The 25,078-nt window shown below is 46.7% G+C and carries 27 protein-coding genes; all 27 read right to left on the minus strand.

Features of this window, described 5'->3' with window-relative positions; translation table 11 throughout:
- Nucleotides 1–428: 428 nt before the first annotated feature.
- On the minus strand, nt 429–884 hold the full coding sequence (locus tag CPG39_RS05585; RefSeq protein WP_145956214.1) for a hypothetical protein: 456 nt from the start codon (nt 882–884) through the stop codon (nt 429–431).
- 8 nt (nt 885–892) lie between these two features.
- The gene (locus CPG39_RS05590; protein ID WP_096292432.1) at nt 893–1,267 is read right to left on the minus strand and encodes a hypothetical protein; all 375 of its coding nucleotides are present in this window, start codon (nt 1,265–1,267) and stop codon (nt 893–895) included.
- A 16-nt stretch (nt 1,268–1,283) separates the two neighbouring features.
- A complete protein-coding gene (locus CPG39_RS05595) occupies nt 1,284–2,480 on the minus strand; it encodes a hypothetical protein (protein WP_096292433.1) in 1,197 nt (398 codons plus the stop codon).
- Nucleotides 2,480–4,039 (minus strand): hypothetical protein, encoded by a 1,560-nt coding sequence (locus CPG39_RS05600; RefSeq protein ID WP_096292434.1) that lies wholly within the window; start codon nt 4,037–4,039, stop codon nt 2,480–2,482. The genes CPG39_RS05595 and CPG39_RS05600 overlap by 1 nt, the downstream gene beginning before the upstream one ends.
- A gap of 77 nt (nt 4,040–4,116) precedes the next feature.
- Complete coding sequence (locus CPG39_RS05605; RefSeq protein ID WP_096292435.1) at nt 4,117–5,868, minus strand: hypothetical protein; 1,752 nt, start codon at nt 5,866–5,868, stop codon at nt 4,117–4,119.
- A 3-nt stretch (nt 5,869–5,871) separates the two neighbouring features.
- Nucleotides 5,872–6,786 (minus strand): hypothetical protein, encoded by a 915-nt coding sequence (locus CPG39_RS05610; protein ID WP_096292436.1) that lies wholly within the window; start codon nt 6,784–6,786, stop codon nt 5,872–5,874.
- The gene (locus CPG39_RS05615) at nt 6,783–10,667 is read right to left on the minus strand and encodes a hypothetical protein (RefSeq protein WP_096292437.1); all 3,885 of its coding nucleotides are present in this window, start codon (nt 10,665–10,667) and stop codon (nt 6,783–6,785) included. Before CPG39_RS05615 ends, CPG39_RS05610 begins: the two co-directional genes overlap by 4 nt.
- Nucleotides 10,667–10,840: a DUF1799 domain-containing protein gene (locus CPG39_RS15020; protein WP_231990406.1), complete on the minus strand. Its 174-nt coding sequence runs from the start codon at nt 10,838–10,840 to the stop codon at nt 10,667–10,669. Before CPG39_RS15020 ends, CPG39_RS05615 begins: the two co-directional genes overlap by 1 nt.
- 194 nt (nt 10,841–11,034) lie before the next feature.
- Complete coding sequence (locus CPG39_RS05625) at nt 11,035–11,361, minus strand: phage tail assembly chaperone (protein WP_096292439.1); 327 nt, start codon at nt 11,359–11,361, stop codon at nt 11,035–11,037.
- A gap of 15 nt (nt 11,362–11,376) precedes the next feature.
- Nucleotides 11,377–12,309, minus strand: coding sequence for a phage tail tube protein (locus CPG39_RS05630; RefSeq protein WP_096292440.1), 933 nt, complete (start codon nt 12,307–12,309; stop codon nt 11,377–11,379).
- A gap of 9 nt (nt 12,310–12,318) precedes the next feature.
- Entirely contained in the window at nt 12,319–12,663 is a 345-nt protein-coding gene (locus CPG39_RS05635) for a hypothetical protein (protein ID WP_096292441.1), read from the minus strand.
- The gene (locus CPG39_RS05640) at nt 12,660–13,214 is read right to left on the minus strand and encodes an HK97-gp10 family putative phage morphogenesis protein (protein ID WP_096292442.1); all 555 of its coding nucleotides are present in this window, start codon (nt 13,212–13,214) and stop codon (nt 12,660–12,662) included. Before CPG39_RS05640 ends, CPG39_RS05635 begins: the two co-directional genes overlap by 4 nt.
- On the minus strand, nt 13,204–13,551 hold the full coding sequence (locus CPG39_RS05645) for a phage head closure protein (RefSeq protein WP_096292443.1): 348 nt from the start codon (nt 13,549–13,551) through the stop codon (nt 13,204–13,206). Before CPG39_RS05645 ends, CPG39_RS05640 begins: the two co-directional genes overlap by 11 nt.
- A gap of 2 nt (nt 13,552–13,553) precedes the next feature.
- On the minus strand, nt 13,554–14,123 hold the full coding sequence (locus CPG39_RS05650; RefSeq protein WP_096292444.1) for a head-tail connector protein: 570 nt from the start codon (nt 14,121–14,123) through the stop codon (nt 13,554–13,556).
- 6 nt (nt 14,124–14,129) lie between these two features.
- Complete coding sequence (locus CPG39_RS05655; protein WP_096292445.1) at nt 14,130–14,345, minus strand: hypothetical protein; 216 nt, start codon at nt 14,343–14,345, stop codon at nt 14,130–14,132.
- Nucleotides 14,335–14,595 (minus strand): hypothetical protein, encoded by a 261-nt coding sequence (locus CPG39_RS05660; protein ID WP_096292446.1) that lies wholly within the window; start codon nt 14,593–14,595, stop codon nt 14,335–14,337. The genes CPG39_RS05655 and CPG39_RS05660 overlap by 11 nt, the downstream gene beginning before the upstream one ends.
- 79 nt (nt 14,596–14,674) lie before the next feature.
- Complete coding sequence (locus tag CPG39_RS05665; protein WP_096292447.1) at nt 14,675–15,097, minus strand: hypothetical protein; 423 nt, start codon at nt 15,095–15,097, stop codon at nt 14,675–14,677.
- 63 nt (nt 15,098–15,160) lie between these two features.
- Nucleotides 15,161–16,537, minus strand: coding sequence for a phage major capsid protein (locus tag CPG39_RS05670; protein WP_096292448.1), 1,377 nt, complete (start codon nt 16,535–16,537; stop codon nt 15,161–15,163).
- 16 nt (nt 16,538–16,553) lie between these two features.
- Nucleotides 16,554–17,264 carry an HK97 family phage prohead protease gene (locus CPG39_RS05675; RefSeq protein ID WP_197702902.1) on the minus strand — a complete coding sequence of 237 codons (711 nt, stop codon included), beginning with the start codon at nt 17,262–17,264 and terminating at the stop codon, nt 16,554–16,556.
- On the minus strand, nt 17,245–18,513 hold the full coding sequence (locus CPG39_RS05680; protein ID WP_096292449.1) for a phage portal protein: 1,269 nt from the start codon (nt 18,511–18,513) through the stop codon (nt 17,245–17,247). The genes CPG39_RS05675 and CPG39_RS05680 overlap by 20 nt, the downstream gene beginning before the upstream one ends.
- Nucleotides 18,514–18,520: 7 nt before the next feature.
- Entirely contained in the window at nt 18,521–20,227 is a 1,707-nt protein-coding gene (locus CPG39_RS05685) for a terminase large subunit (protein ID WP_096292450.1), read from the minus strand.
- Nucleotides 20,199–20,660 carry a phage terminase small subunit P27 family gene (locus CPG39_RS05690; protein WP_096292451.1) on the minus strand — a complete coding sequence of 154 codons (462 nt, stop codon included), beginning with the start codon at nt 20,658–20,660 and terminating at the stop codon, nt 20,199–20,201. Before CPG39_RS05690 ends, CPG39_RS05685 begins: the two co-directional genes overlap by 29 nt.
- A gap of 128 nt (nt 20,661–20,788) precedes the next feature.
- Complete coding sequence (locus tag CPG39_RS05695) at nt 20,789–21,118, minus strand: HNH endonuclease (RefSeq protein WP_096292452.1); 330 nt, start codon at nt 21,116–21,118, stop codon at nt 20,789–20,791.
- 52 nt (nt 21,119–21,170) lie between these two features.
- Complete coding sequence (locus CPG39_RS05700) at nt 21,171–21,599, minus strand: hypothetical protein (RefSeq protein ID WP_145956215.1); 429 nt, start codon at nt 21,597–21,599, stop codon at nt 21,171–21,173.
- An 8-nt stretch (nt 21,600–21,607) separates the two neighbouring features.
- Nucleotides 21,608–21,811, minus strand: a complete 204-nt coding sequence (locus CPG39_RS05705; protein ID WP_096292454.1) for a hypothetical protein — start codon at nt 21,809–21,811, stop codon at nt 21,608–21,610.
- 231 nt (nt 21,812–22,042) lie between these two features.
- Nucleotides 22,043–22,417 carry a hypothetical protein gene (locus CPG39_RS05715; protein ID WP_096292456.1) on the minus strand — a complete coding sequence of 125 codons (375 nt, stop codon included), beginning with the start codon at nt 22,415–22,417 and terminating at the stop codon, nt 22,043–22,045.
- A 292-nt stretch (nt 22,418–22,709) separates the two neighbouring features.
- Complete coding sequence (locus tag CPG39_RS05720; RefSeq protein WP_096292457.1) at nt 22,710–25,049, minus strand: DUF5906 domain-containing protein; 2,340 nt, start codon at nt 25,047–25,049, stop codon at nt 22,710–22,712.
- Between the last annotated feature and the right edge of the window lie 29 nt (nt 25,050–25,078).

Consider the following 25,078-nt stretch of genomic DNA (forward strand, 5'->3'; position numbering starts at 1 on the left):
TTTGATTTCTTAAATGGATTTGAACTCACTACCATTCCGACCAAAAAACCCAAATCAGTAGCCCATTTGGTTGTTGGTCTCCCATAAAAGTCTAAGTGCGTGCGATACCTAAAATCATGCTTCTTGCATTCCCGCTTTAGGTATTGGCTTGCCCTACTACACCCATCCGAATGGACATAAAGCCCGATCAAGTCACAATCCTCATCGGTTAATTCCAGGTCATTACCGGTCGATAACTTCGACAGAAATTCTCCTACGTCATGATAGGTACCTAATTTGTCCGGCCAGAAGACATTCTTGATAGTGTTAAGAAGGAATACAATTATTTCTGTCATTTTTCAATAACCTTTTAATATCGATAAGTTAATCATCCTTTCCTTATCCGATTACTAATTTAAAGAAAATGCGTTTTCCTTTAAAATCTTCGTTCATTCGCTAACTTGTATTTGATTAATCCAAAGTTCACAAGAATTCGCTAGCGCTATTGCGGTTGACGCAATTGCTGTATCAATTGCATGATCCTCTCTTTCTCTGCTTTCGGAATCGTCAACGGTTCCGGGCATGGAGTTTCTACAGCGACCGGCACTGTTTGACATGCGCTTAGTAAGATTATCAACATCACGCTGAAATTTGCTCGCATGATCCGCGTATATTTCCGCTGCATTGTATGACCTCTCTGCGTTTTGTTTATTGATTGCGTCTACTTCTTTGTTCTTCTTATCCAAAAGCCGTTGCGTTGCTTTTTGATATTCTGATACGGCGCGGTCATAGCCGCCCTGATCAATTTTGTGATAGATGTAGGCCAGCGCAATTAATGCCGCAACAACACCAATTGCATGCGGAAGATATTTGAAAAATACCTCTTTGATTAAACTTGGCGGCATGGGAATCATCACCACACCCCCAATGTTTTAAGGGCTGTCACCAATCCAGCCAGGCTAAGTATTGAAACAACTACTATCTTCCACATGGTTCCGGTAATTTCCCACCAATCCACCGCCCTATCCCACCATGTCTGGAACGTTTTGGAACGCTTAACAATTGGATCGTGATCTTTTTCTACTTTTTCAGCCAAAGCGAAAACTGCCGCGGTAAGCTCGGTCATGGCTTTAGTCTGCTCAACGGATGCTTTAGTGTTCTGATCCAGAGCACTATCGCTGCGGCTGGCCCGCTCTTGCATATCTTTGTGCATCAGTTCACAAGATTCCATTTGCCCCTCGATCTTGGTCACCCTTTTGTCGAGGTCTTTTATAATCTCTTCGCTCATGGTTCCTCCGGAATCTTTACGCAAAATAAGAAGGGAAAGTACTTACCGGCCGCTCGGAAGGGTTGTTTGCTAGCAATAGCGGCAATATTCTTTGCCGCCACGTATCACCAGCAGTGCCGGAGACAGTAGCAACCACATGCCACAAAATGATATTGACACCTCGCGCACGCGCTTCCTGGGCGAGTTGAGACGGCGTTGCCGGAGGTGTGGGGTTCTGCTTATCCCCATTGCTCGAAAACAAAGACCCGCCATTTGACATATTTGTAAAGCGCGGTGTAATGCCAGCCATGGCATCGTTTGCATCGTAGCTAACATTAAGTGTCTGACCGACAATACCCGATCTCGGGTAGAAATCCTGCTCATGGCCACCGATCCCATTTGCAAGCATCCTTGCCTGAATCGTGGGATTGAAATCAGCAGGATCAAAAATACTTAATATGCCAGCAGCGGGGAAATTCGCCATCCATGTCATGGGCGTGGTCGGGAAAGCCGCCCTCGCGGCAATGACTGCATCCGACCATTTGTTGAAGAAATCACCCGTGACAGAAACGCTGGTTCTGGGATCAACCGGAGTCATGCCGGTACCAACTCCGCCAAGCATAGCGGTCTCATTAATCGTCATGCCCACAAGATCAGGATTGCCGTCGTACCTCTGCCCTATTGCAATCGCCGCATCCCTGTAACGATCGGCAACATCTTGCACCCATAGCTTGGCCTGGAATTGCTTGCCCGTCACGACGCCTTGAGCGTTTACTAAATCAGCACCTTTATATTCACCGTTGCGTGATTCGTTCGTGCCGCCAGTTGTGCCCGCATAATCCGTTCCCGCGGCTGACTGCATATAGGCTGGCACAGCACTGCTAAACCCGCCGTAAGTACGAGCTAAAAAATTGATCATAAATTTGCAGCCAGCACCGCCGATTCCAGACGGCGAGTTATTTATCAAGGCTATTTTGCTATCGATAAAATCCCAGTTATAAACACCCGGACTGGTTGGTTCGATATCATTCCAATAGACATGTATTTGGATATGCGGAGCCGGTGCGCCAGCCGCAACAATAGCCGGGATGTCAGTATTGAATAATTGATTGCGGCTTTGCGTACTTGTCCACATGCCCGGAGCCATCCAGAGCGCATGGCCAGGATGCCACTTGAGTGGATTGGCTTCGATTGAGATAGGAAGCTTTACATAAGACTGGGAGAATGGATTCATTACACCTCCCAGGCTGCTCTGATCATGTTGTAAGTAATTGATTCCGTACCAACCGGAACACTAGCATTCCCAAGAATCGCAATAATATTCATCGTTGTTGCAGCGGCATGAGCAAAGCTTCCGGTTGCCGGAACGGCGCTACTTGCCGCCTTACCTCCCGCAACACCGATTCCCAATGTCGCTTGTTTCAAAGTTGTACTATTGAGGTTGATAATCATCGGGCCTTGATAGGTAGCATCATTGCCTGACGTATTGTCATTTCTGTTGAAAAATCTGACACCTCCCCAGTCAACAACAGTCCTTTTGGTTTCTGTGCTGTCGTTATACAAGCTGGCGACAAACACTTCGATCGAGGATTTATCAGTTAAGGGCGGGATGCTGACGGTTTTTACTACTATCTCATCCGTCGCATTTCCTCGCGCAACCGTCGGTGTTCCCAGTGCGCCAGAGTAAGTCACATCCGGCAGATCGTAAGTGTTCGCGCTGACGTAAGTAAACCGGTAAAGACCTGCCGTCCAAGTTCCACCGCCAGAGATATAAATTCGTCCATTATTTTGCCCGGCGGTTAGTCCATGTGAGTTTGCCGTAACCCTGACCTTTCCTGATCCGTTGTCTGCAATTGCGGAGGCCAGCACCGCCGGGGCTATTACAGTTAATGGAAGTCCTGACGCTCTATAGATATTCGCCCTTCCATTCACTGGCCACCACTCGCCGCCATTCGCATAAACAAAACAATCTTGTGCAGTTACGTAATAAACATTTAGAGGTACTGTCGTCGGATCAGGCAGAGCGGAGAAAGTAGCAACGGCCGTGGTTCCTGATTTATCCACGCCATCGACCATCAGTCGACCCGTTACCGGATCGATATTGATATTGCTCGTGCCGTTGATCTGGAATACGCAGGGATCCTCATCAACAAATGCAGATTCCGAAATAGCCAGGTTGGTTATGGGTACGGTGAACCAGCCGGTATTGTTCGTCGGTGACTCGTCGAACTGAAACACAGCAAGCGTACTCCCCTCGGGCGAGTCAGTGCTGAGCATGAACTTGGCCCCGCCCGGTATTGCATTCAATAGAGCCGTCAAGTCCATTCCGGAGGGCGACATTGCCGAAATATACATTTCCGTTGCGAGGCCAGGGTTCGCATTGTTGAACTTAATGCCCCCCTGATCCGGCTGTGTTTCGTCAGTATCGGAACTGTATATGCAAGGAAAGCCGCCATTCTTACCGTTGATTCCGTCAGCCCCAGGAATGCTGACACCCGGCAATCCTTTTCTGTGGAACCACAATCCGGAGAAATCGGCGACCGTCAGCACAGCATCAGGCGCTGCAACTTTGATGGCAATGTATTCCAGTTCTGTAGAAGTTGTTAGGATGAAACCGGTACCGCTTGGATCCGAAGCGTAGGCAAAATGCGGGATCAATCCGCTGCCGCCGTTATTTTCTAAATTAATCGGGATAGGATTTCCATCAGCGTCAATAAATGCACCCTCTAAAAAACGGACAAAATTCTCATTCAAAATTTTTCTGATGATGTTTTCTATCAAGGTAGTTGCCATTAGTCGCCCCTGTAATTTACAAAATAAAAAAGCCGCTCTATGGCGGCTTGCGGTTTGCTGCTTAAATATTTGGTTATCTATCCAACCTCTATTGTCTTGGCGCTCAGGAAAGTCGAAGCGTTACGGGTTACTTGCATGACATGGGATGAATCAAGAACCTCACAGGCAAGATAACCAAGTGCATTTACCACGCCTGGATCAATCATCTCGGATGCTTTATTAATGATTACCTGATCATCGCTCGTGACGGTCAATATCATGGCATCGACTCCGCCGCTATACCCGCCTGTCCAGCTCAGATAGATTCTAGTAGGATCGAGTTTGACAGCAGACAAATTCGCCCCGGAGGTAAACAAGTCCGCCGGAATATTTTTAAAAGTAACAAGTACCGGAGTGCTGCCAGTTATGTTAATTAACCATAAAGTTATATCACCGTATGTACGATCATATGATCGGATCACAACAGCCCTGGAAGTATCTAAAATCACCACACAAAATGTTGCCGATGGCGCTGTGCTAACACTCGGGCCAGTAAGAATCAATGCAGACCCGGACGGAGCCGGAGTCGATCCGCTTACTGTTTGAAGTCTTAGCACAATCTGAAAAGATGGCCCTACAAAAGCAACTATGGATTTTGTCTCGCTGATGGATTCTGCGATTAAAAGCGGAGTATGAAGCGTTGAAAACGATGATGTATCCGCGGTCACTTCAGAATTCTCAGTGATCGTGGCACCGGACACATCGAGCACGCGCTCTTTGATTGTGGTCGCCCCGGAGTACATGTAAGCCAGTAACAGCTTGGTTGATGACAGCGCGGTCAATGATGTGCCATTAGCCCCTGTGGTTCCGGCCGCTGTCACGATTGTTTTAACGGTACCCGGCGTGATTGTGTTGCCGGAAATATCCAGCACATACCCTTTAATGTTCGTGCTGCCCGCATTCGCCTGGTATACCACAACGGCTTTTGTACCGGACAATGCTGCGATGCTGATGTTTTTTACCGCTTCGGCGGATATTTCCAGTGGTGTTCCGGATGCCGAGCCATAATTTAATACCACCGCTTCCATGAAACCGGTCGACAAATTCTTGTACGCGCATATTGCTTTGGTTGGTGACAATATAGCAACTGAAATAAAGCGCGAATCTACCGAATTCAAAACCTCCGGCGTGTTGCCGCTGTATATGTTTTCTATGTTATTGCCACTGGCCACCCATACACCCGCAGCCGTTGAAATATCCGCGCAGCTGAAGGCTACAACTTGTCCCGGATTCACATAGCAAATAAATATGCCGCCGTTCTTACGCACTCCAAACCGGTAAGCACCTGCATTCTTGATCACATAAAGATTGGCGCCTTTCTGCAGAGAGTTTGCAGCTGGTAAAGTTACCTTCTTACCCGATGCGGTCATGCTCACAACTTGCAACCGGCCGCTGGATGATGTCAGGGTGATATCCACTGCGCTGCTGGTCGTGTCTGATCCGCCGTAAGTGGTGCGTGTTTGCAATGCCCAGTTCGTAGGATCAAGACTCGGGTCGGTTGTGCCGGCGCCATTGGTTTTTCTGCGATAACTGAAAAAATCAATCGGGCTATATCTGACTTGGCCTGCGGTATATGTGGTACCGGATACCCAGGCCGCATTAGCCAGTTCTCCAGCTGCAGATTCTGCATTGAGGGCCAGTTGATTCATTTCTGACACGGCAGAATTAACCGCGGCAAAAATCGGATTAAGCTCGCTCACCAACGTATTCGCGCTTTGCTCAAACTCTTCTGCGGTTTGACTTAGAGTATTTGGCAGCGGTGTAGAAAATAATGGTATTACTGTGCCCATTTTTTAGATGCCTTTAAGGGATAGATTAATTTCTGCTTCTGCTGGGTTGCTGATATCAATCTGGAAATTTCTGTAAACACCAAATAAAATTAGTGCTTCTTGATATGGATGCTCAATATCATCCATACCGGACCATACAATAGCTTTAGCATTGGCCAGCTCTCTGAATTGCCGAACAGCATTCAATCTGTTTTTCTTAACTAAAATCTTTAATTCGTTGGTTGGTATGCTGGGTATCGGAGTGAGCGTCGCCTTACCAAATTCGCCCCAGTCAATCTTTGAATAGTTATCTGAATCATCAATAGGATTCCACTGTATAGCTCCTATATCGATTGATGATCCAATGGCCAGCCTGCCTAATTCAACAAATCCGGATGGATCTGATAGCGTCAAATAGATGACCGGATCAGCAGCCGGGGGGATATGAAAGTTTGCAACGGCTTTCGTATATGTGAACGGCGCGAAGAAATACTCATAGAACGAGTTGACATTGCGTGATCTCAGATATCCATCCAGTGTAAATATTGTGGCCCCATCTATTCCATTCTTTACAGTCAGATCAAGAAGCGAAGCCTTCAGACCATCGAACATGATGGCGTCGATTCTTTTGCCCGGGCGCAATACCACAGTCATGGGCGAAGTGCCCACGCTTGGATTGCCCTGGTTGTAATCGAACATGCGCCAACGGTTCGTATTGCCTTTCAATATCCACTTGGTTTCATCGGTCACCGGATTGCCGATATTTCCGGAAACGAGCGATTCATAAACCAGGTGCGTGTCAATATCGATCACACTGACTTGATCAAATTCCGCATAAGTAACTTCAAAGCTGTATCCGGGTTCGGATGTATCCGGTTCTGCAATCGTGCTGCTGATCAGCTTTGAATCAGTAATTGGATATGGCAGAAATGCTTTCATGCTACCGTCTTAACCCGAATGAAATCACCACCTTGAATTACCTGATCAAGCTTCTTAATCAATTTTTTAACGGAAGCGACAACCTCATCATTACCAATCGTTTTCTTTAGGTTGTTATTGCTGGTTATATGGCTCGGCCCTGTTCTTTCCAGTTCCGGTCCACGCTCGCCGACAATACGCAACCCGCCGCGGTGGAATCCACCATCGGCGAATCTTGGAATATGCGAATTATCCCGAAAGAACTTATCCGCTTCGGCTTGAGTGAATCTGCCGGTGTTAATTATCTGTTGAGATGTCACGCCATTTGCAGCAGCATCTCTTGCAATTTCTTCAGGCGTGCGTGGGACTTTGAAGTAATCAATGATGGCTTGATTGGAAATATTCGGATTACCGGAAATTTCGCCACCCCCAATTACGCCACCTCCACCCTGGCTCGATGCCAGATTGAAATTTGCGATCGCTTTGGTCAGATCAACAATGGAAGTATTCAATCCGTTGATCGAATTGATCTCCAATTGCGCCCGCTCAATCAGCGAATCCAGTCTATCCATCTCATTCTGGAACCCTTCCTGCAAAGTTCGTTGATGACCTTCCAATTGCTTCAGGCTACGTTCTTCAATGGTCAATTGAGAATCAGTGAGATCGCCCAGCTCTTGAACCAGATTGGCCGTCTTAGCCTGTTCCCGTGCCAGCTCAAAACTGCTGCGAGCGCCGGTAATATTGTTTGATTGCAATGCACTTAAAGCTTTGTTGATATCTCCTACTTCCGGCAATCCACCGCCCGCTTTGGCGGTATTGATTGCGCTCAATATCTGGAACTTCGCTTCATCCCGGCTGATCGGCCGCAGGGCATCAACCGTATTTGCCAATGCACCGGATAAATTCTTAAGCTTTCCGATGGAATCGGAAACCTGCTGGATACGGGAATTGACTTGTTCAAGCGCGACATTGTATTGATCAGTCGCGCGTTTTCTTTCCGCATCGACCGATTTTTGCAAATCAACAAAAGCGCTATTGAGTGCTACCGCGGCATTTTGTTTTATGGTATTGGCTGCGGCATCGGCTGCACTGTTCACCGCAAACAGCGCATCACCCAAACCCAACAGCTTGATCCGCGTCTCATCGGACAGGCTGACCGTTTGAATCAATGCCTTGTACTGATCATTGGTCAGATCGGCCGCCAACCCTAAGCCGGTTAACTGAGTTTTGAGATCATCACGGACAATCGCCAACCGTTCTGCATCGGTCAGAAAGTTTTTTGAGAAAGATGATGTCAGATTGGCCAATCGTTCCGGCCCGCCAGCCAGGTCAATAAATGCCGTCCGAGCTTCTATCGACATGTTCTTGATAAGCTCGCGCGCAAATTGCGAGGATGCACCCAGATTCTTAGCAGATTCAGTCAGCGCGGAGAATTCAGCTCCCAGACGGTTAACCGTTTGTATTGCCGTCTCGCCACGCTTCGCGAAGTTATCCACTTCCGGCAATAACCCACGGGCCAGGCCATCAGTAATGCGCGCGATCTCTTCCGATATTTGCTCATCGGACAGCATCTTGCCTTTCTCTGATACCAACTCGATGGTATGGCTGAAGTTATTAATGCCATCGACACTCAAGCCCAAATCAGCACCGATCTTGCGTAGACCCTCAGAGGTTTGTGTTGTGGTCTCGCTAATCAATCCGAGGATATCTTTTGACACTCTGGCCAGTCCGGCGGCAAACTCATTGAGCTTGCGATTATCCGTTTCTATTGCGCCGGTAACCGCATCGATTCTGGCAAAATCATTCTTATCGCTGCGGAATAAACCACCCTTGGCCACGAAATCAGTTTGCAGGAATCCGCTCTCAAAACCTTCCGCACCAATGGTACCGGTAAGCGATGTTGATTTTTGTTTGAGCGGGCCGCGACCGAACAGGCCATTGATTAATGGGCCAATGACAGGCACATAATTCAGAATCTTGCCAGCCGCTCCCCCGAGCATCTTGTCACCGGCCAGCAGGCGGGTAATCTGATCAACGGCAGCCACAACAATCGCTGGGCCAGCAAAGGCGGCAACCGACGCCCCGAGGCTGGCGGCACTAGCGGCACCTGATGTGAACCCACCTGCCGCCAATCCACCAATTGCGTCTCCTGCGAATCCTCCGCCGAATGCTGCGATTGATCCTGAGTTAAGAAAGCTACCAGCACCACTAATTGCCGAACCCAACAATCCAGTTGCACCAAATCCTGTTTTGAATAGTGTCGCAGCATTTGCACTGAGACTGGCAATATCAAATGCACTGGCACCGGTACCGCCAACACCTGATGCACTTGCCGCCCCAGGTACAGCAAACATTGCGCTCAGGCCAATGCTTTGGGAAAATTTCAATGCGGCAAATTCCGACAGAATGCGGCCAACTGCTGACTTAGCGTTGCGCCACATTCCATCCAGGCCATCATTAAAAAAGTCAAAAATGCTATTGGCAAATGTGGATTGGATATTCCGCCCGGCCTGGATCCATAACTGATCCATCTCAGTGGTAACTTGCCTGTTGACCGCGCCCACATCCTGCAATTCCCGCTTCGCTTTATCGAGTGCGCGTGTGTAGGCTTCTACGGTAAAGTAGGGTTTGAGCCGCTCTAGTTCTTCCAGGGTTTGGTTGTAACGCTCTTGCTTGGTGGCTACGCTGTCGGTAATGTCACGCGCCCGCTTAGCTTCGGATTCGTATTGCTTGAGTTTTACTACTTCCAGGTCGAATGCTTTCGTCTGCTTATCAATTGATTTAGTTGCGGCATCGACTGCAACGGGAAGTTTGACTTGGAAATCGATAGCTTTATTTGTTCCACCGACATCGATGGCTTGCGCTATTTGCTGTTCTCCGTTTAAAACGGTGTCAACAAACTTACGAAATTCTGCACGCGCTTTGATATTGTCCTCGGCATACGCTTGCCCGATGAACTTGGCCCCGGAAAAATCAAGGTTTGTCAATGCGGCAAATTGTGCCGCACGCGCGCCAATTCCCCGCCCAAGCTCATCTATGATACCAACCACAGAGGCACCCGCAATGGCCAATCCTTTTAGTACTGCACTTGCCGCAGTGCTAACAACTGAAAAAGAACTGATCTGCCCGGTGGAATTATTGACCGCCAAGGCAATATTATTCAGAGTGGGCAGAAGATCAACAGACAGGGAGGTAAAGAATCCGGTCACTCTGGCTTTACCCAAAGCCAACTGATCATTGAATAACGCAGCTTGGGCGGCGTTTGCCTGCGTTACTGCGGTGACATGATCAACACCTTGCGCCAGATTGTTAAGCATCGGCAATAATTCAGCACCGCTTTTACCGAACAGGGCTTGTGCTACGGCTGTCTTCCTGGTGCCATCTTCATATTGCTGTAGCGATCGCGCTACATCGATGTACACATCAGCCGCTGTTCGCAGCTCGCCATTACTATCGCGGGCTGATACACCGATGGCATCCAGCGCGCGAATTGCATTGGATGTGGGATCATCGATCTCTGCCAGACCTTTTGCCAGGCGGGTGATGCCTTGTTCAATTGGATTAAATGCATCACCGAAATTCCGTGCGACTTGTTCGATTCTGGATAAGTCTTCAATGCTTGATCCGGTTTTCTGCGCAGCATCATCCAGGCTGTTGAGAATATTGATGGATTCGGTAATGCGCGAGAATGCCGAATTCAAACCAACCACCGAAACTATCGCGCCCGCTACATTGCCAGCAACATTACCCAGGAATTCTTTCGCGCTGTTGCCCGCCTTGTCGAATGAAGTCTGCGCATTCTTGGCGAACTTGAGCGCTTCCTGGCTGGATTTATCTAGCCCTTGGGTGTACTCCGCATATTCAAGCGCAAGTTTTACAACTAGGCTACCCAATGCAGACATTATTGTTTCTCCCGGAAAACATCCAGCGCCGCTGATTCCATCATGCGCACATCCATAAATAGCGATGCGCGTTTTTTCTTTTTAACGGCTGACATTTTCATAGTGGATTCAAGCGAACCATAATTGATACCGAGAGGGTGACCGGCCGGGCTGATGTTCCACTGCGTACCCATTGCCAAAAACAGCAGGACGGACTCCCAGTTTTCCTGCCAAACTTCGCAGTCGTCTGAATCTTTGCCGCTAAAATTGCGCCGGGCTGCTTCAATAACTGCTTGCGGCGCATTGGCAGCAACCAGGCCATCGATAACATTTTGATCGATGCTTGGATTATCTTGACGGTCACCCGCCCAATAACGGGCAACCGCTTCTAGTTTTTTTCGCGCGCCTTAACGACTGAATTCCAAAATGCTATTGATAAACCATGCAAGGCTTCCGGGATACGAATCAGCGCCTCAAGGTTGTCATCATTAAATTCAACCGGCTGATTATCATCAGCAAGGAAATCCTCCCATCCTGATAATTTCTTGCGCATTAAATCCTGCTGCGGCAATTTGCGCAGCTCATCCAGTTCGCCAACGTCGGTACGCAGGAATATCGCTTTGAATTTTGAATGATCATGCCCGCACTTTTCATTCGGGGTGTACACATCCACTTGAGCGGTGAACGTTGGTTTCTTTGTTATTTTGAATGCCATGATTTACCTTATTGATTATGTCAATGCGATCGACAATTCGTCATTGCCGGTATCCGGGAGCAATTGCAGAGCAAGCCCCAGCATTACCACACCATCTTTATCCTGGTATTGCGGATTCGTCAGCTGCACTTTTGGCGCTGAGATTGTGAAGGTTTTGCCAGCACCACTGCCATGCGTCATTGATATGGCCGCAAGGGTTCCGTCTCGAACCATGTTATGCCATGCCTTAGTTGCTACGGATGTCATAGGTATTGATATGCTTCCGGTAACACGCCGATCGGTGATCAGAACTTCTTCCAGGGTTGGCATGTTGCGATACACAACTGTATTGCCTAAATCCAAAGAGAATTGATCGAATGGGTTAGTGGCTCCATGCAAAGTGAAAGCGGTAGTGTTTACCTTATTCACAGCTTGCGGAGCCAGGAATGCGGAGTAATCGGAATCTGTCGGTAGCGCGGTATCCGTTGTGTTTGAATATAGGCCGGTCAGCTTGACACTCACCCTCGGTATGCCGCGCGAGTTAAGCGTAAATGTCGCCGTCCCCATGCATCCAATCATTTTATGCAGCAGGCCATCCAGGAAGTAATAAATGGATACTGACTTGAAAGCGGTAGATATCGGCTCATAAGTAACGCTGGTATCTGCCACGATGGTTTCACCGAACCCGCAGGCTTTCAGCAACGCAGCCCAGCCTGGCACGACCCCTGCTGCTGATGCTCCGGCTAATTCAAATTCAACAGTCAGCTCGGAATGGGCAGAAACCTGCACGCTGCCTGACGAGCCCAGGTATGGTTTTACGTTATCCCGCTCCGCAAACTCTGCCACCACTGGCTGCACGTCAGATACTTTGGCGAGTATGGAATTAGCTGCTGATGTTGGTACGATATCAACGCCGTTTGTGGTTTCTTCTTTCACCGCTAAAACCACATTGCGCATTAGCTTTGCCATGTTTGCTCCTTAAGTAGTCGTTCGGATTCTAAAATTTTGGAAATAGGCATACACGCCCGGCAACTCTTCGAAAGAAGCATCGCCGCTTTCTTCTTCGGTGATGAAACCGGTGATGGCCTCCATTGCCGTTTGGATGGCCGCTTTGTAAGTTGAGAGTTCTGTTTTGGTATAGGCGAAGGTAACTACCGTTATCACGTGCTGTGTATAGCCTCCGCCAAGAACCCAGTCTGATTCCGGCGTGCTGTCGATTTCAAACACGATGGCAGGAAATGTTGGTTCCGGCGGCAATTCGACTGCCCAGGAGTTAGCCAGCACAGCAGCCAATGCTGTGGTGACTGTGGTTCCTATGGTCATGGGTTGTTGTATTTAGCCAGGTCTTTGACTAGACGATCTTCCATTGCGGCGATGGCTTCTTGTTTTTTGTTAACCAATGCTTGTCCAATAAATGATCTTCCGGGAATTCTTCTTGCACTTTGAGCGTTCCTTATTGCTTGCTTCTTTCCAGTGCCACCTCTTAATGCTTCCCCTGGGCCACGTGGAATCCACCCAAATTCAAGAAAACTCCAATAATAAGGATCATCGACATATCGAATACTGCCCTTACGCAGCACAAGCTTGCTCTTCTTCATCGCACTTTTGGTCAGATCCTTGCCGTGTCTGACACCAAGGTGATATTGCTCAACGCCCTGGGGAACCCTGCTTTCACGTTTAATTGCAATGTTTCTAATCAACGCCCCACTTTTATTGAATCCATGGGATTGAGCAATTGCCTTTGCTTCTTTGCGTAATACCCCACCACCCGTGGCCGCCATTCTGCGCGAAGTTTTATGCACCATTTCTTGGCGCAACTCCAGGAATTTTCCCAGCAACTTATCCCCGCCAGTGATAATAGTCTTACCTGCCATGATTCCCCCCGGTATCACAGGTAATAATCAAATACTCATTGGCTTCCATAAAATTATTCACATGCCGAACATTGAAATACTTGCCGTTAAACATGATCCTCATTTGATTAGTCACGCCTTCCAGAAAGTACAGAGTAAATTCAGTGCGAGATTCCAATGTTCGGCCACCTTGTTGAGTAATCGAACGCTCATTGCCGGATAGGTTGTTGACCTTCGCCCAGATATTCGCCGCAAAATCAGTCCATGTATCTATCATCCCACCCTCGTCATCCTTAGTCTGACTAAGCTGCTGAATGGTTATTTGTTTATTCAGTTGGCCTGCGCCCGGTACCGGCATGGTTATAAGTTATAAATTCGGTAAGCATTCAGCAGGTTGTCAACAAAATCCATTTTGCTTACGATGTTTCCGACATTCACAGATTCACGATTCCGGAACCAGTGGCTGATTTGCAATTTCATCCATTGCTTAAGTGCCTCGGGTACGGCATCTGCATTGGCATATCCGGCTACATAGCGGACACGAACATTGTTGATCCCGTTGTATAATTGCGGCCAGGATTTATTTGGCGCGATTACTACACGTGCGATTGAATTGCTGGCGTTATCCAAGACATACTCTGTGCTGGCCAACGTTTGCTCAGCCCCTTCCCAATCAGTAAATTTAACACTGGTGATACTTGCGACCGGAACCCGATGCAGGCGCATTTCACTCATAAAACAATCCAAGGATAATTCCCAGGTCTGCGGCAACAGCGCCCGCCCTGTTTCCTCTTCACATAGATTCCGCGCCGCTTTAATTAAAGATTGAATAAGCTCATCCTCAGCACTGCTAGTCCAACGCAAATGGGCCTTTGCCTGCGCGAGAGTCAAAGGCTCAGTGGCAGGAGCTGTGATTAATTTTTCAGGCATGAGTGATTATTTTGTGAGATGCTTTTTAATCACAGGATCTTTCAACGAAAGGCAGTAATCCACAGCAGATTGATTTGCATCAACGGATGATCCTAAATTTTTAATCACATTCGGATCCGCCTCGATAATGTTATCCGACTCATAACGCACGCCATTCAGAGTAAATCCGCCCAAAACCCTGGCGCGTTGCATCGTGTCTGTTTTCTCTTTTTTACTTGTCATCTTGGTTTTGTGGCGCAGCATCAGCAGGTTTTGGGCCAATGGCGGTAAACGAAGAATTTTCGAAAGCAATGGTTTTCTGCCCAGAAACCAATTCTCCACTTTCACCATTTTTATGCTTGAACGTTATTGATTCAACTTTAGTCGGATCAATACCCGCCAGTTCAGCCACCTTTTCTCGACCTAATTTGTATGATCTACGATCAAGCGCTTTGCCAAGCTCGTGTTTATTTCCATTCACCGTTATTTTCATTTCATCACCTAAAGTAAAATACGAATAATTTTATGTTCCATTCGTAACGGGAATTACCGTCACGAATGGTTGAAAGCAATTAAACAGGCGGGTTAGGTGTAGGCATGTTGGCCGGGTTGCCCAGGATGGCAACAGCAGACAATAAAGCTGCACTGGCATTGCCCACAGGGGTGATGGTCAACCGCGTGTAGCGTTTGTTTCCAATGTAGCCAAGTTTGCGGCATTCGTTGTCGTCATCGAACTGGAACGCTGCCAAGACTTCTGTACCTAGCAAGTATTTATCATCTACCGCATTAGCTCCAGACATTCCCGAATCATCACTTTCTTCCAGCAACACAGTAAATGTTGCATCGGCGTCTCCGATCGATCCGGTGGCAATTACATATTCCAGGGTATCGAATCCCTGGCGGTCAATAATTTGGCCAACTTGCGCGGTTGTGTCTGCCACGGATACCGGGCTGATGACGCGCTTTACATCAACATTGTTATGTCCATCACGCATTATGTGTCTCCTAAATAAGAAACCCGCCGAAGCGGGTTTTATGGATATCTACAAATCAAACTTTTAGCTTTCGGCGAATTTCATTAATTTGATAGCTTCAAAGTTTTTGATGCCGCCACCGACACGCTTTCGGAAATTGAATTTCGTGGTTCCCTTAGTGGTAAGGTTGTCACGAATCAATGTAATACCTTTACGATCCACTATACGGTAAGCGCGTTTGAAGTTTGCGTATGCAATAGAGTAGGAATTAGCTTCAATCACTGGCATGTTGTCATCGATCACCACAGGCGCACCTAATACTAGTCCGGAGAATTGTCCTGTAGGATCAAGCTGAAACAGATAAAAATGTCCAGTTCCATCTTTGATCTGACGCACTTTTGCCAGACTGGTATCAGCCATCAGTAATTGCGCGTCTGTCCGATAGATCGATTTCAACGAATGAAGAAAATCAATTATCTTATCGCCGGGATTGGATGCTGCAAATACGCCAGCTCCACCAGACGGAACATAGCCAACTTTACCCCAGGCGTAGGATGCATTTGCAACCATTGGGTATTTTAGAATACCGCGCGGTTTTTTTACCCCAGTGCCATTGATGAATGCATCGGCTTCTGCTTCACCAAAACCTATTCCAGCTTCTTCAACAATATCAGACTCAATATCAAAGTCGGCATCTTCCAGGGACTCATTATAGGCCCAGGGTTCTATTTCCATTTCTTCAGCAAGGATTTCTATCGCTGCATATTTCGCATTGGTTGTTTCTCCACCCGCCTCACCTTCTCCAACCCAGCGTGCTGATGTTCCGCTGGTTTTGACACGAGACTTCAATCCCATGGCGCCAATGGTGCGCACATCGGCAATATTTCTTAATGCAGCAACAGTGCCCGCAACCCGATCAATACTTGCTTCCATTTCAGAGTGAATCAATAATCCGCCATCCACATCGGATCCACGCTGGAATGCCTTCTTCTCCAATTTGGATAATTGGCTCGCATCCCCACCCTTGCGCAAGAACTTTTGCAGCGCCACTTTATATTCCAGTTGCTCCGGAGTTAAACCTTTGGTATCAATTGCCTGCGGACGATTGGATTTTTTGGCGACTTCCTGAATATCTCTGCTGAGTTGCGTTAAGTCGGAATCAATCTTCGCAACCTTTTCTACAGTGTCCGCAGGCGCATATCCTTTTTCTTCAATGGCCTTCAGCCTTGAATCATTAGCCGCCTTGTACTGTTCCCACGCATCGCCTTGTTTCTTAAGCAAATCTGTGATCTCTCCCATATTGACTGTATCACCCATCAGGAATGGAAGTAATGCTGCCGCCCCTAGCGCTTCCGGAGAAATGAGATCTGCAGTTGTAACGATATCGCAGGCTGTCAGGATGAACATAACACTCACGACAAAAACAATTGTCGCTAATCTTGATTTGATTATGGAATTCATTTGATTTCCCTTACTGTTATTGATTGGAAAAAATTGAGATGTTTCTTTTTAAATGTGCCGCCAGCTCATCCATTACCTCAGCGTCGCACTGATCTAAGGATTTGAATCCGTGAGCCAGAATTGCTTTTGACTCACTGCGAGAGAACCCGGCATCACGCAGGGCACGCTCGGCTATTTTGATATTGAGCCCGCTTTTAACCGATAACACGCGAGCTTCCGTGTTTGCTGGAAATGTCACCAAAGACACTTCCATCAATTTGATTTTTGTTAATGTTCGGTAAGCTTCATCAGGCCCAGGATTGTCATTGCGCTTCCATTCAACAGGAATATAACCAATGGATAATCCGTTGATTGCGGGTCGGGGTGACATCTTCATCAACGTGTAGGCATCACGACCGCGTTCGATATCTGCCAGTATCGCATCCATCTTCAGGCCGGTGTCATCCTCACCCATGTCGCTGATGATTCCGATCGGCGTCATGTCTTCGGCCGTTCCTGACCAGCCGCCATGCTGTAGCAACAATGATGGCCATATGCCTGTTTTCTTAATTTCTTTTAACGTTTCCCGAAATGCGCCTTTTTGTATTGCATCGCCATAACTATCCACATTGCCGAACACAGCGCCGTATCCGGAAAACTTCATCTCTTTGCTATCGACCTGATCCTCTCCGGTGCCATCTGAGAATTTCAACTCCATCAAGCTGCAGTTAAGATGCTGTATCGCCATTGTCATTTCCTTGCTTGTCTGAATTGTCGGGATCTTCTGTTGATGTACCACCGGGCTGTTCTGTATTCATGGCCACACGGTATTCGTCGCCGCCTTCATACGGGTTCATTTCTTCCAAATCCCTGACCTCGTTTGGATTCATCGCACCTATGTTGCACATCTTGGTGTAGTAATCCGCGCGATCTTTGGTGGCTCCCTGCATCAGAGCATTAACAACAAACTTTGGGTAATAACCTTCTTTTCTTTCCACTTCGGTAAGTAAGTTTACTGATGCTGACTGGCTAACCCGTGCATACCAGGATAGAAGCGTGTATTTGACATGCGCGCCAAACATTGCTTCGGCTGAAGCGTATGTGGCCGCCTTATCCGAGTGGCCGATCATTATTGGCATCACCCGAGCGCTTCTGCAGATTTCTTCTACTTGAAATCGCCTTTGCTCCAAATGTTGGGCATCCACGCCTGTCATCGCCAACGATTGCCATTTAAGCCCGCCATGTAATATTGCGGTCCTATAAGCGTTTTCATTTCCACCCTGCATGGATTGCCAAGCTTCTCTTAATTCATCAAGAGTTTCTTTTTTTAAGGTTGAGTCAGTTGATAGTACCCCACCGGTACGAGCGCCATTGCTAAACATTCTTGCGCCATGTTCTTCGGCTGCCAGTGATAAGCCTATCGCCTCGCGAGCTAGTTTCACCGCTTCCATACCGATCACCCCATCCCAGGATGGTCCGCGGATGTGCCACATGTTCTCGCAGGAAACCTTAATTAATCCTCCTTTGCCGTCGTAAACTTCAAAGCGCCGATCCCAACCATCCCTGACAATCCGCACGCTTTCCGGAGTAAATGGCAATAGCTCTACTATTTCGCCGCGCAGTCCACGCACTTTATATACATAGGCATTGAAATGGATCGCCAGATGAAGACCGATTTGCTCTCTAAGTTCAAATGATGTTTGCCACTCATTTGGCCTTAGATAAAGTAATTCATATAATGAATGATCGTCAGCAATATCCGATCCGCGGCCGCTCGATCGTTTCTTGTATAACTTGAACGGAACCTGCGCCAATCCTTCAGCAATGACTCGCGCGCATGCAAATACAGTGCTGACATGTAATGCATTGCGCCAGGTTACCGATACTCCGCTCTTGGAATTTGTTGTGCCAAAAATCTCTTTGTACAAATCCCTGGCGTTGATTATGGATTCACTTTTCTTGCCCCACGGAATCAGTGATGAAATTGAAAAACTCATGAGCGCCTTAGAGAACAAATATTCCGGGTTCGGCAGATTCAGATGTTTTATTGCTCAATGCAACACCAGCACCCATTACAGCCGCTACTATCAAATCAATGCGGCCCGTGGCTTTAATCTTGTTGAATTTTCTATTGCCAGCCTCATCACCAGCCACGATGGCATTGGCTGCGCACATGGTCAATACCGGATGCCCATTGTGAGCTACATCGCCATTGAGCAATGCAGTCTCAAACATCTCGATTGCCGGACTCATTTCTTTGTATCCTTGTCCAAAAGGTATCAATTCCGGCAGTGGATAACCATCATCAGATGCCATCTGAATCAAATCCTCCATGCGCCAACGATCGTAGGCGATGCACTGGATATCAAAGCAATCCATTAATTCAGAAATTCTTTGCAAAATAAATCTTTTGCTTATTGCTCTTCCGGGTGTGGTTTCCAAAAATCCAGCAGTTTTCCATGCAAAGTATGGAACTTTGTCTTGCTCTTCTTTCCGCCCAAGACCTTCATCTGGCAGCCAAGCGAAAGCTATCAATAGCCATGGCTCTCCTGGATTGTTTGGTTCTATCCACAACACGAGACCTGTCAGATCTGTTGTTGATCCTAGATCTAGACCTCCATATGCACGCCTGCCACGCAGGTCTTGCCAGTCATATACTCTACGCGCGCCATTCCAAATCTCATACGATATCCATGGATTGGATGCTTCTGTCCATTGACAAAAATTTATACGCCTGACCACAGCCTCCTGGCTCGGCATACCTATAGCATCTCTGACTTGCCCATTAAGATATTTCTTAGTCGGCAAACCGTAACGCAAGCTTGGATTGACTTTATGCCAGCATTTTTTATCCTTGAATGGATCATCATTCTCATCAAGTGCGCACACATATGCGAATAACTGATCGTCATTTCGTGACCCAGTCACGACTTTTATTGAATAGTCGTGATAAACCCCGCATGGCGTTTTTTTATCTGACCCGCTATTGGTAATCATTGCGATCAACGGCTGTGTGCGAAACTTGAATCCCGCTTTCATCATATCTATGACGTGCGCAGTTTTATGTTCATGCACCTCATCAATAAGGCCGATATGTGGTCTCGGTCCTGATTGCGCATCGTCGGAGGATATTGTGCGAAAAAAACTACCGTTTTTTAAATATGATAAATTCCATGTCTTGTCGTGACGCCCGGTTTTCTTTAATGCCTTTGAGAGAATCGGAGATTGATCCACCATCGCAACAGCATCGCGAAACAGCACCATCGCCTGATCTTTCTTTGTTGCAGCAGCGTATACCTCGGATCTCATTTCTCCATCAGCAACCAATCCATACAACCCTATGCCCGCTTCCATAGGAGACTTGCCACTTCCTTTGGCGGTCTCAATATAGACAATTCTGAATCTTCTAAGGCCAGCAGCATCAACCCAGCCGAAGATGCTTCCTACTACAAACTTTTGCCAATCGAGAAGTTCGTAAGGTTTGCCTTCATACTCACCACCATTGAGCCTAAGTACATCTCGAAAAAAACCAATTACTCGATCAACTTTTTCAAGGTCGAAAAAAAAGCCACGGTCAGTGGCTTTTTCCAAATCGTTAAGATGTCTTTGACACGCAGCTCGTACGGGCGGACCTGCAATTATTTTTCCTTGGACTACCTTCCGAGCGTATGTGGTTACCGGATCACGTGAGGTAATTTTTACCGGGTTCATCAGATGCGAATAAATCACCTTGCAATCCAGGCGTCACGCGGGTACGCGCAGCAGGCGACAAACCAAATTGTTGTAAATATTTATAACAATCTTCCATGGCACGATTAGCAACAATTAAATACGGATTTTGTATTGGGTATCCGTTTGGCGATGTAATGATCATTCCGTCACCACCATCAGCTTTATTCTCTCTAATTCTCTTTTCAGCTTCTTGCCACCTACCATAAGCTACGCAATAAAGAGCTAGCGCTGCCGTGTCAATGTCAGTGATGAGTTTGTATTTTTCAAGCAATAAAATTATTCTTAACCATTCTTGTTTTGCCGCGCCAGTCACATGTGCCGGACATTCTGGAGCTAAATATTTAGGTTTATTGTCGCCAACTGTCTTGAGCTCGGTTACATTATTTTTCTTTGGTACTGGTCCAGGTTTCATAATTTATTAAAATGACGGTTAAAGTAATTTAACCCCCCCTACCTTTAATTCAATTTTTTGCACACGAATTTAGGCGAACGGTCTATAAGCAAAAAGTTGTAGAGATTTGACCCGCCCCCGGTCAGTTGCTATCTATTCCAATGGTGATTAATGTCTGTAGGTTTACCGGTCAAGTCACATCCAGTATCAATTCCTGATTTCTCAAGTCTTTGCTTATGACTATCGTGGCAATGACTGCACAATGACTGCCAGTTATTCCTGTCCCAAAATAGATTCATATCGCCGCGATGAGGAACAATGTGATCAACCACCGTTGCGGCAACAACCTGCCCTCTCGCCTCATGATCAACACACAAAGGGTGATTTTTTAGAAATCCTTCCCTGGATTTCTGCCACTTATATCCATAACCTCGCTGAGCTGCAGATTTTCTATCGTCATATTTATGTGGTTTAGGCATAAAAAAAGCCAGCTCGCAATGGCTGGCTTCTGGAGTTTCTGTGAATGTTTGGTTATGCTGAACGTACTTCTAAACAACTTAGCAGATTTATATCATTTTTGTGCACCATGTGCAAATTTAAATTTAAATTATTTGCCACGATCTCACGGGCGTGATCTAAATAATTATAGTAAGAACGCTTCGAAATACCGCATGCATGAGCCTTTACTGCAGAATCTTTATATCCAGAAATATATTCGACTCGAACAACAATAAGCAATACATAAGGTAGCGCTTCAACAGCCTGGTTAGTTTGCACACACTCAGAATCAATCGCCTGACCACACCACTCGCTAGGACTGCTAGGATTTAACCCAACAAACGCAGCAGCGGACGGATACCCGAGCGCAACGCCGCTCCGCATCTTCCACTGGCCCCACTTTATCAATCGTGACGAAACCGTACCTTTATCAAACGTGTACAAATTATCTTTATCCATCATTATCTCCACTATTGATCACGAAACCACTTGCACCGATGCCCTACTCTCGGCACACCAACTTGACGATCATTCCTTCCATCACCACAAACCAACCGATCAAACACCAAGCGATGCGACAAACACGCCCGGCATCCAAGGTCATCCAGCTCTAATTTCTCCACCACATCCGCCGGATCACCATAAAAATAATGTGGTACCGCATTACTTCGCATGAGGTTTGTCCTTTTCCATATCACCCTCACTGGCACCATCCCCGGTCAATGGGTTACCTTGGAGGATGTCCTTCAAACTAACGGCCACATCCGGATCACACTCAGACTTCTTCCCGATAGACCGGCCACCTTCCTCGGCATAAGTCATCTTCACGCCAGGCCCGAACACATTGCGCACATGGTTAGCAAACTCAACACAGCTCGGGAATAAACGCCGAACCTCATCTTTATTCACAAAATACGGTAGGACGTCTCGCCCGATCTCATCATAGGATGGGCTTCTGCCTCATATTCCAACTCAACAAGCAGGAACTCGATCACATCATGCAAAGGAATAAATGGAGGATTCTGCACATTCGCATATATCCAATTCGATATATATTGATCTCTCGTGACCTTCTTTATACGATCATTTCCAGTAATTAAAGAAATTGCTTTACGTCTAAATTTTGGATCACAGTCATTAAAAGCCTCGATCATTCTCATGTAATACATATCGATAATCGCGAGCAAAGCAACTGCACGATCATGAATAGGTAATTGCTTATCCGAAACCACACCACAGGCCTTCCTCTTAATAACCTCCCCTTCAACATACTCAATCATATTAATTCCTTGTTTGTAAGTTACTGATTATTAAAACTGTTACGGTGTTACGACACTGTTACGGCAAAGTTACGACATAAGTTATTGAATATATTAATTGTTACGGTGTTACGGCTATTTTTTCCCTATATAGAAAAAATAAAAATTTTTATTATTTCTATATTGGAGAAATATAAAAAAATAAAATGCATACGCGCGCACGCGAGAAAATGCCGTAACACAATAAACCATGCGGGTTACAGCCGTAACTTTGCCGTAACAGTGTCGTAACACCGTAACATTTGAGGCGCGATCAATCTTCATCCTGAAACCCCCGCTTATATTTGCTTAAAAAGCCAGCAAACAAATCGATACAGCCAATTGCCCACTCGCCAATTTTGCCGTTACCAGGCCCATTATTTGCCGGAATCCACATCTTCACGCTGCTTTGTTCATTTCTTGTCGAAGGCAGCCTGACAACCTTCACATCAAGAATCGCGGCGCCATCTTGAGTACGCAGATGAGGAAGATCAATCGCTTTCCTCGCCGATGACCCGAAAGCACTCTTTTCCGGATAAAATCGAACGCCGTTCAATCTGCACCAATGCATGAATGCTTGATATAACTGCTCGACGGAGCAACCCATCAGAGGGAGAGGGAGAAAACCTTTAATCCATTCGTACATGAAACGTTGCGCAGGCCTGAGGCCCAGATCAATCAGCTCTTTCTTGGCAATCGTCATGATCGGCCGGGTGTATTCATTGAAGTCACCTAAATCCAAATGCATCAGGTGATAATAAAATGCCTCAATACCACCATTCTTAAGACATTGAGAAACTTCATCATATAAACCATCGGTACGCTGCGGCGGTGTGTAAACTACGAAATACCGTCGGTCGGACGGCTCAAGCGCTAATGGTTGATCCTCATTGGAAAGAAATACAACGTTGATATGATTTTTCTCTGTCCGAAGAGGAAGAAATTTAGGATTTACCTGGATAGTCTCGCCGGTGATAAATGCTTTCAGCTTGTTTTTTTGGTGATAAAGCTCCTGCCTGGCAATAACCTCATCACCGATCAAAAACAATTTGCATGACATCCAATCGTTATAAATACCTTCCAACTGCTCTTGACCAACGACCAAGGCATACCGGCCGTAAATGGCGGATATTATTTCAAAGAACAGATTTTTACCCGTACCCTGGGGCCCATGAAAAACCAACGAAGAGCGCATCTTTGCCCCCGGCTTCTGCAGTGGCAAAGCCAGCCATTTAAGCACCCAATTCATTACCTCATAAACACCCTCATCAGACCCTGCAGATTCAGCACAAAGATGATGGAGCAGCTCTAGAATCGGTACAAATCGACCCTGCTTAGGTTTTATATCGAAACCACGAAATAAATTGACTTCCTCATCCGAACAAGTTCGGCTCGGATCAAAAACCAACTGAGAAGGCAAAATCATCCTCCTGGATGGAGACTTCAACCACATATTGGCGTAATCGTTGGTGACAGCGAGGCGGAAATTCTTTACCTGCATGATGATCCCTTCTTGGATGTCATAGCAGGTATCGGTGCCATAGATCAGCACATATCGTTTAGTTATTGACTCAAATATGTTCCAATTGATATTATCTTCTTTACTTACCTTGGATTTCTTTGAAGATTCCTTTTTAGCCTTCTGCTCAGCGAAATCAATCACATTCGCTTTTGCCCCAGCAATACACGCACGCACCGTTTCTATACCCATCAATTTATGCATATCGTTAAAATCGGTATCGCTATCAGTGCGGCCTGTGCCGAACCCAGGCTTAACCATAAACCCATTGATAGCCACAGCCGCTTCAGCTGCTTTCGACATACCAGGATTGCCGTCAGTATTAAAATCATCATCTGCGCAAATCACAATCTTTGATTTCGGATATCTACTCCGCCACGCATTGCAAACCGGCAGAAAATTACCCGCATCAAAACAAACCACCACAGGTTTTTCGGTAGCTTCATAAACGCTACACCCAGTCGCCCATCCTTCAACGAAATAAATCGTATCTGAATCAAAATGTTCACCCCCTTCCGGACTAATTAGGCTAAAACATCCCTTTTTTCGCCCACCGGTAAGAAATTGCTTCGCACTATCCGGCATAATAAATTGCAACGAATGGAGCTCGCCATCAATGTCTCGCATTGGCAAAACCAGCATATTCTTTATCTGTTTTGCGGCAACAGGCTTAATCCCTTTCTTAATCAAATAAGCATGCTTTGCATCAACCATGCCGGAACGCAACCAAAGCTTGTTAGCTTTTTCCCTAGCCTGAGATCGAAGCTCCAGCTCCTCCCTTTCCCTCTGTTTGCGCGCGGCCGCCATACGCCTCTTATTCTCGGAGATTTGCTCCGGAGTCAGATCATCAACTTTATGAGCGCACCAATTTATAGGTGCCAGACCATTACTCCATGATCCAAATGCTCCCGCCGGCACACCATCTAGATGCAAAACATACCAGCCGTTTTTCTTTCCTTTCTTATCGTTAGCCATGCGACAACGATGCAAACGACCATCGGCGATGATATTGCCATGGATCTCAAATCCTGAATTTCGGGCCGCTTCAGCGAACTCAGCAACAGGATCGGAAAAATTATTCTTGTTGTCACTCATAATGGTATAAATCCACCCTTCCGACTATT

It is taken from the genome of Nitrosomonas ureae, assembly GCF_900206265.1.
Lineage (GTDB): Bacteria > Pseudomonadota > Gammaproteobacteria > Burkholderiales > Nitrosomonadaceae > Nitrosomonas > Nitrosomonas ureae_C.

Bases quoted from the DNA above. Each gene is read 5' to 3' on its own strand.
- CPG39_RS05665 (WP_096292447.1), bottom strand. From the start codon at position 15,097: ATGCGTGATGGACATAACAATGTTGATGTAAAGCGCGTCATCAGCCCG.
- CPG39_RS05655 (WP_096292445.1), bottom strand. From the start codon at position 14,345: ATGACAAGTAAAAAAGAGAAAACAGACACGATGCAACGCGCCAGGGTT.
- CPG39_RS05630 (WP_096292440.1), bottom strand. From the start codon at position 12,309: ATGGCAAAGCTAATGCGCAATGTGGTTTTAGCGGTGAAAGAAGAAACC.
- CPG39_RS05640 (WP_096292442.1), bottom strand. From the start codon at position 13,214: ATGGCAGGTAAGACTATTATCACTGGCGGGGATAAGTTGCTGGGAAAA.
- CPG39_RS05595 (WP_096292433.1), bottom strand. From the start codon at position 2,480: ATGAATCCATTCTCCCAGTCTTATGTAAAGCTTCCTATCTCAATCGAA.
- CPG39_RS05715 (WP_096292456.1), bottom strand. From the start codon at position 22,417: ATGATTGAGTATGTTGAAGGGGAGGTTATTAAGAGGAAGGCCTGTGGT.
- CPG39_RS15020 (WP_231990406.1), bottom strand. From the start codon at position 10,840: ATGGGTACGCAGTGGAACATCAGCCCGGCCGGTCACCCTCTCGGTATC.
- CPG39_RS05670 (WP_096292448.1), bottom strand. From the start codon at position 16,537: ATGAATTCCATAATCAAATCAAGATTAGCGACAATTGTTTTTGTCGTG.
- CPG39_RS05700 (WP_145956215.1), bottom strand. From the start codon at position 21,599: ATGATGGATAAAGATAATTTGTACACGTTTGATAAAGGTACGGTTTCG.
- CPG39_RS05625 (WP_096292439.1), bottom strand. From the start codon at position 11,361: ATGGCATTCAAAATAACAAAGAAACCAACGTTCACCGCTCAAGTGGAT.
- CPG39_RS05685 (WP_096292450.1), bottom strand. From the start codon at position 20,227: ATGAACCCGGTAAAAATTACCTCACGTGATCCGGTAACCACATACGCT.
- CPG39_RS05705 (WP_096292454.1), bottom strand. From the start codon at position 21,811: ATGCGAAGTAATGCGGTACCACATTATTTTTATGGTGATCCGGCGGAT.
- CPG39_RS05690 (WP_096292451.1), bottom strand. From the start codon at position 20,660: ATGAAACCTGGACCAGTACCAAAGAAAAATAATGTAACCGAGCTCAAG.
- CPG39_RS05720 (WP_096292457.1), bottom strand. From the start codon at position 25,049: ATGAGTGACAACAAGAATAATTTTTCCGATCCTGTTGCTGAGTTCGCT.
- CPG39_RS05605 (WP_096292435.1), bottom strand. From the start codon at position 5,868: ATGGGCACAGTAATACCATTATTTTCTACACCGCTGCCAAATACTCTA.
- CPG39_RS05680 (WP_096292449.1), bottom strand. From the start codon at position 18,513: ATGAGTTTTTCAATTTCATCACTGATTCCGTGGGGCAAGAAAAGTGAA.
- CPG39_RS05695 (WP_096292452.1), bottom strand. From the start codon at position 21,118: ATGCCTAAACCACATAAATATGACGATAGAAAATCTGCAGCTCAGCGA.
- CPG39_RS05610 (WP_096292436.1), bottom strand. From the start codon at position 6,786: ATGAAAGCATTTCTGCCATATCCAATTACTGATTCAAAGCTGATCAGC.
- CPG39_RS05650 (WP_096292444.1), bottom strand. From the start codon at position 14,123: ATGCCTGAAAAATTAATCACAGCTCCTGCCACTGAGCCTTTGACTCTC.
- CPG39_RS05660 (WP_096292446.1), bottom strand. From the start codon at position 14,595: ATGAAAATAACGGTGAATGGAAATAAACACGAGCTTGGCAAAGCGCTT.
- CPG39_RS05615 (WP_096292437.1), bottom strand. From the start codon at position 10,667: ATGTCTGCATTGGGTAGCCTAGTTGTAAAACTTGCGCTTGAATATGCG.
- CPG39_RS05585 (WP_145956214.1), bottom strand. From the start codon at position 884: ATGCCGCCAAGTTTAATCAAAGAGGTATTTTTCAAATATCTTCCGCAT.
- CPG39_RS05645 (WP_096292443.1), bottom strand. From the start codon at position 13,551: ATGCCGGTACCGGGCGCAGGCCAACTGAATAAACAAATAACCATTCAG.
- CPG39_RS05635 (WP_096292441.1), bottom strand. From the start codon at position 12,663: ATGACCATAGGAACCACAGTCACCACAGCATTGGCTGCTGTGCTGGCT.
- CPG39_RS05675 (WP_197702902.1), bottom strand. From the start codon at position 17,264: ATGGCGATACAGCATCTTAACTGCAGCTTGATGGAGTTGAAATTCTCA.
- CPG39_RS05590 (WP_096292432.1), bottom strand. From the start codon at position 1,267: ATGAGCGAAGAGATTATAAAAGACCTCGACAAAAGGGTGACCAAGATC.
- CPG39_RS05600 (WP_096292434.1), bottom strand. From the start codon at position 4,039: ATGGCAACTACCTTGATAGAAAACATCATCAGAAAAATTTTGAATGAG.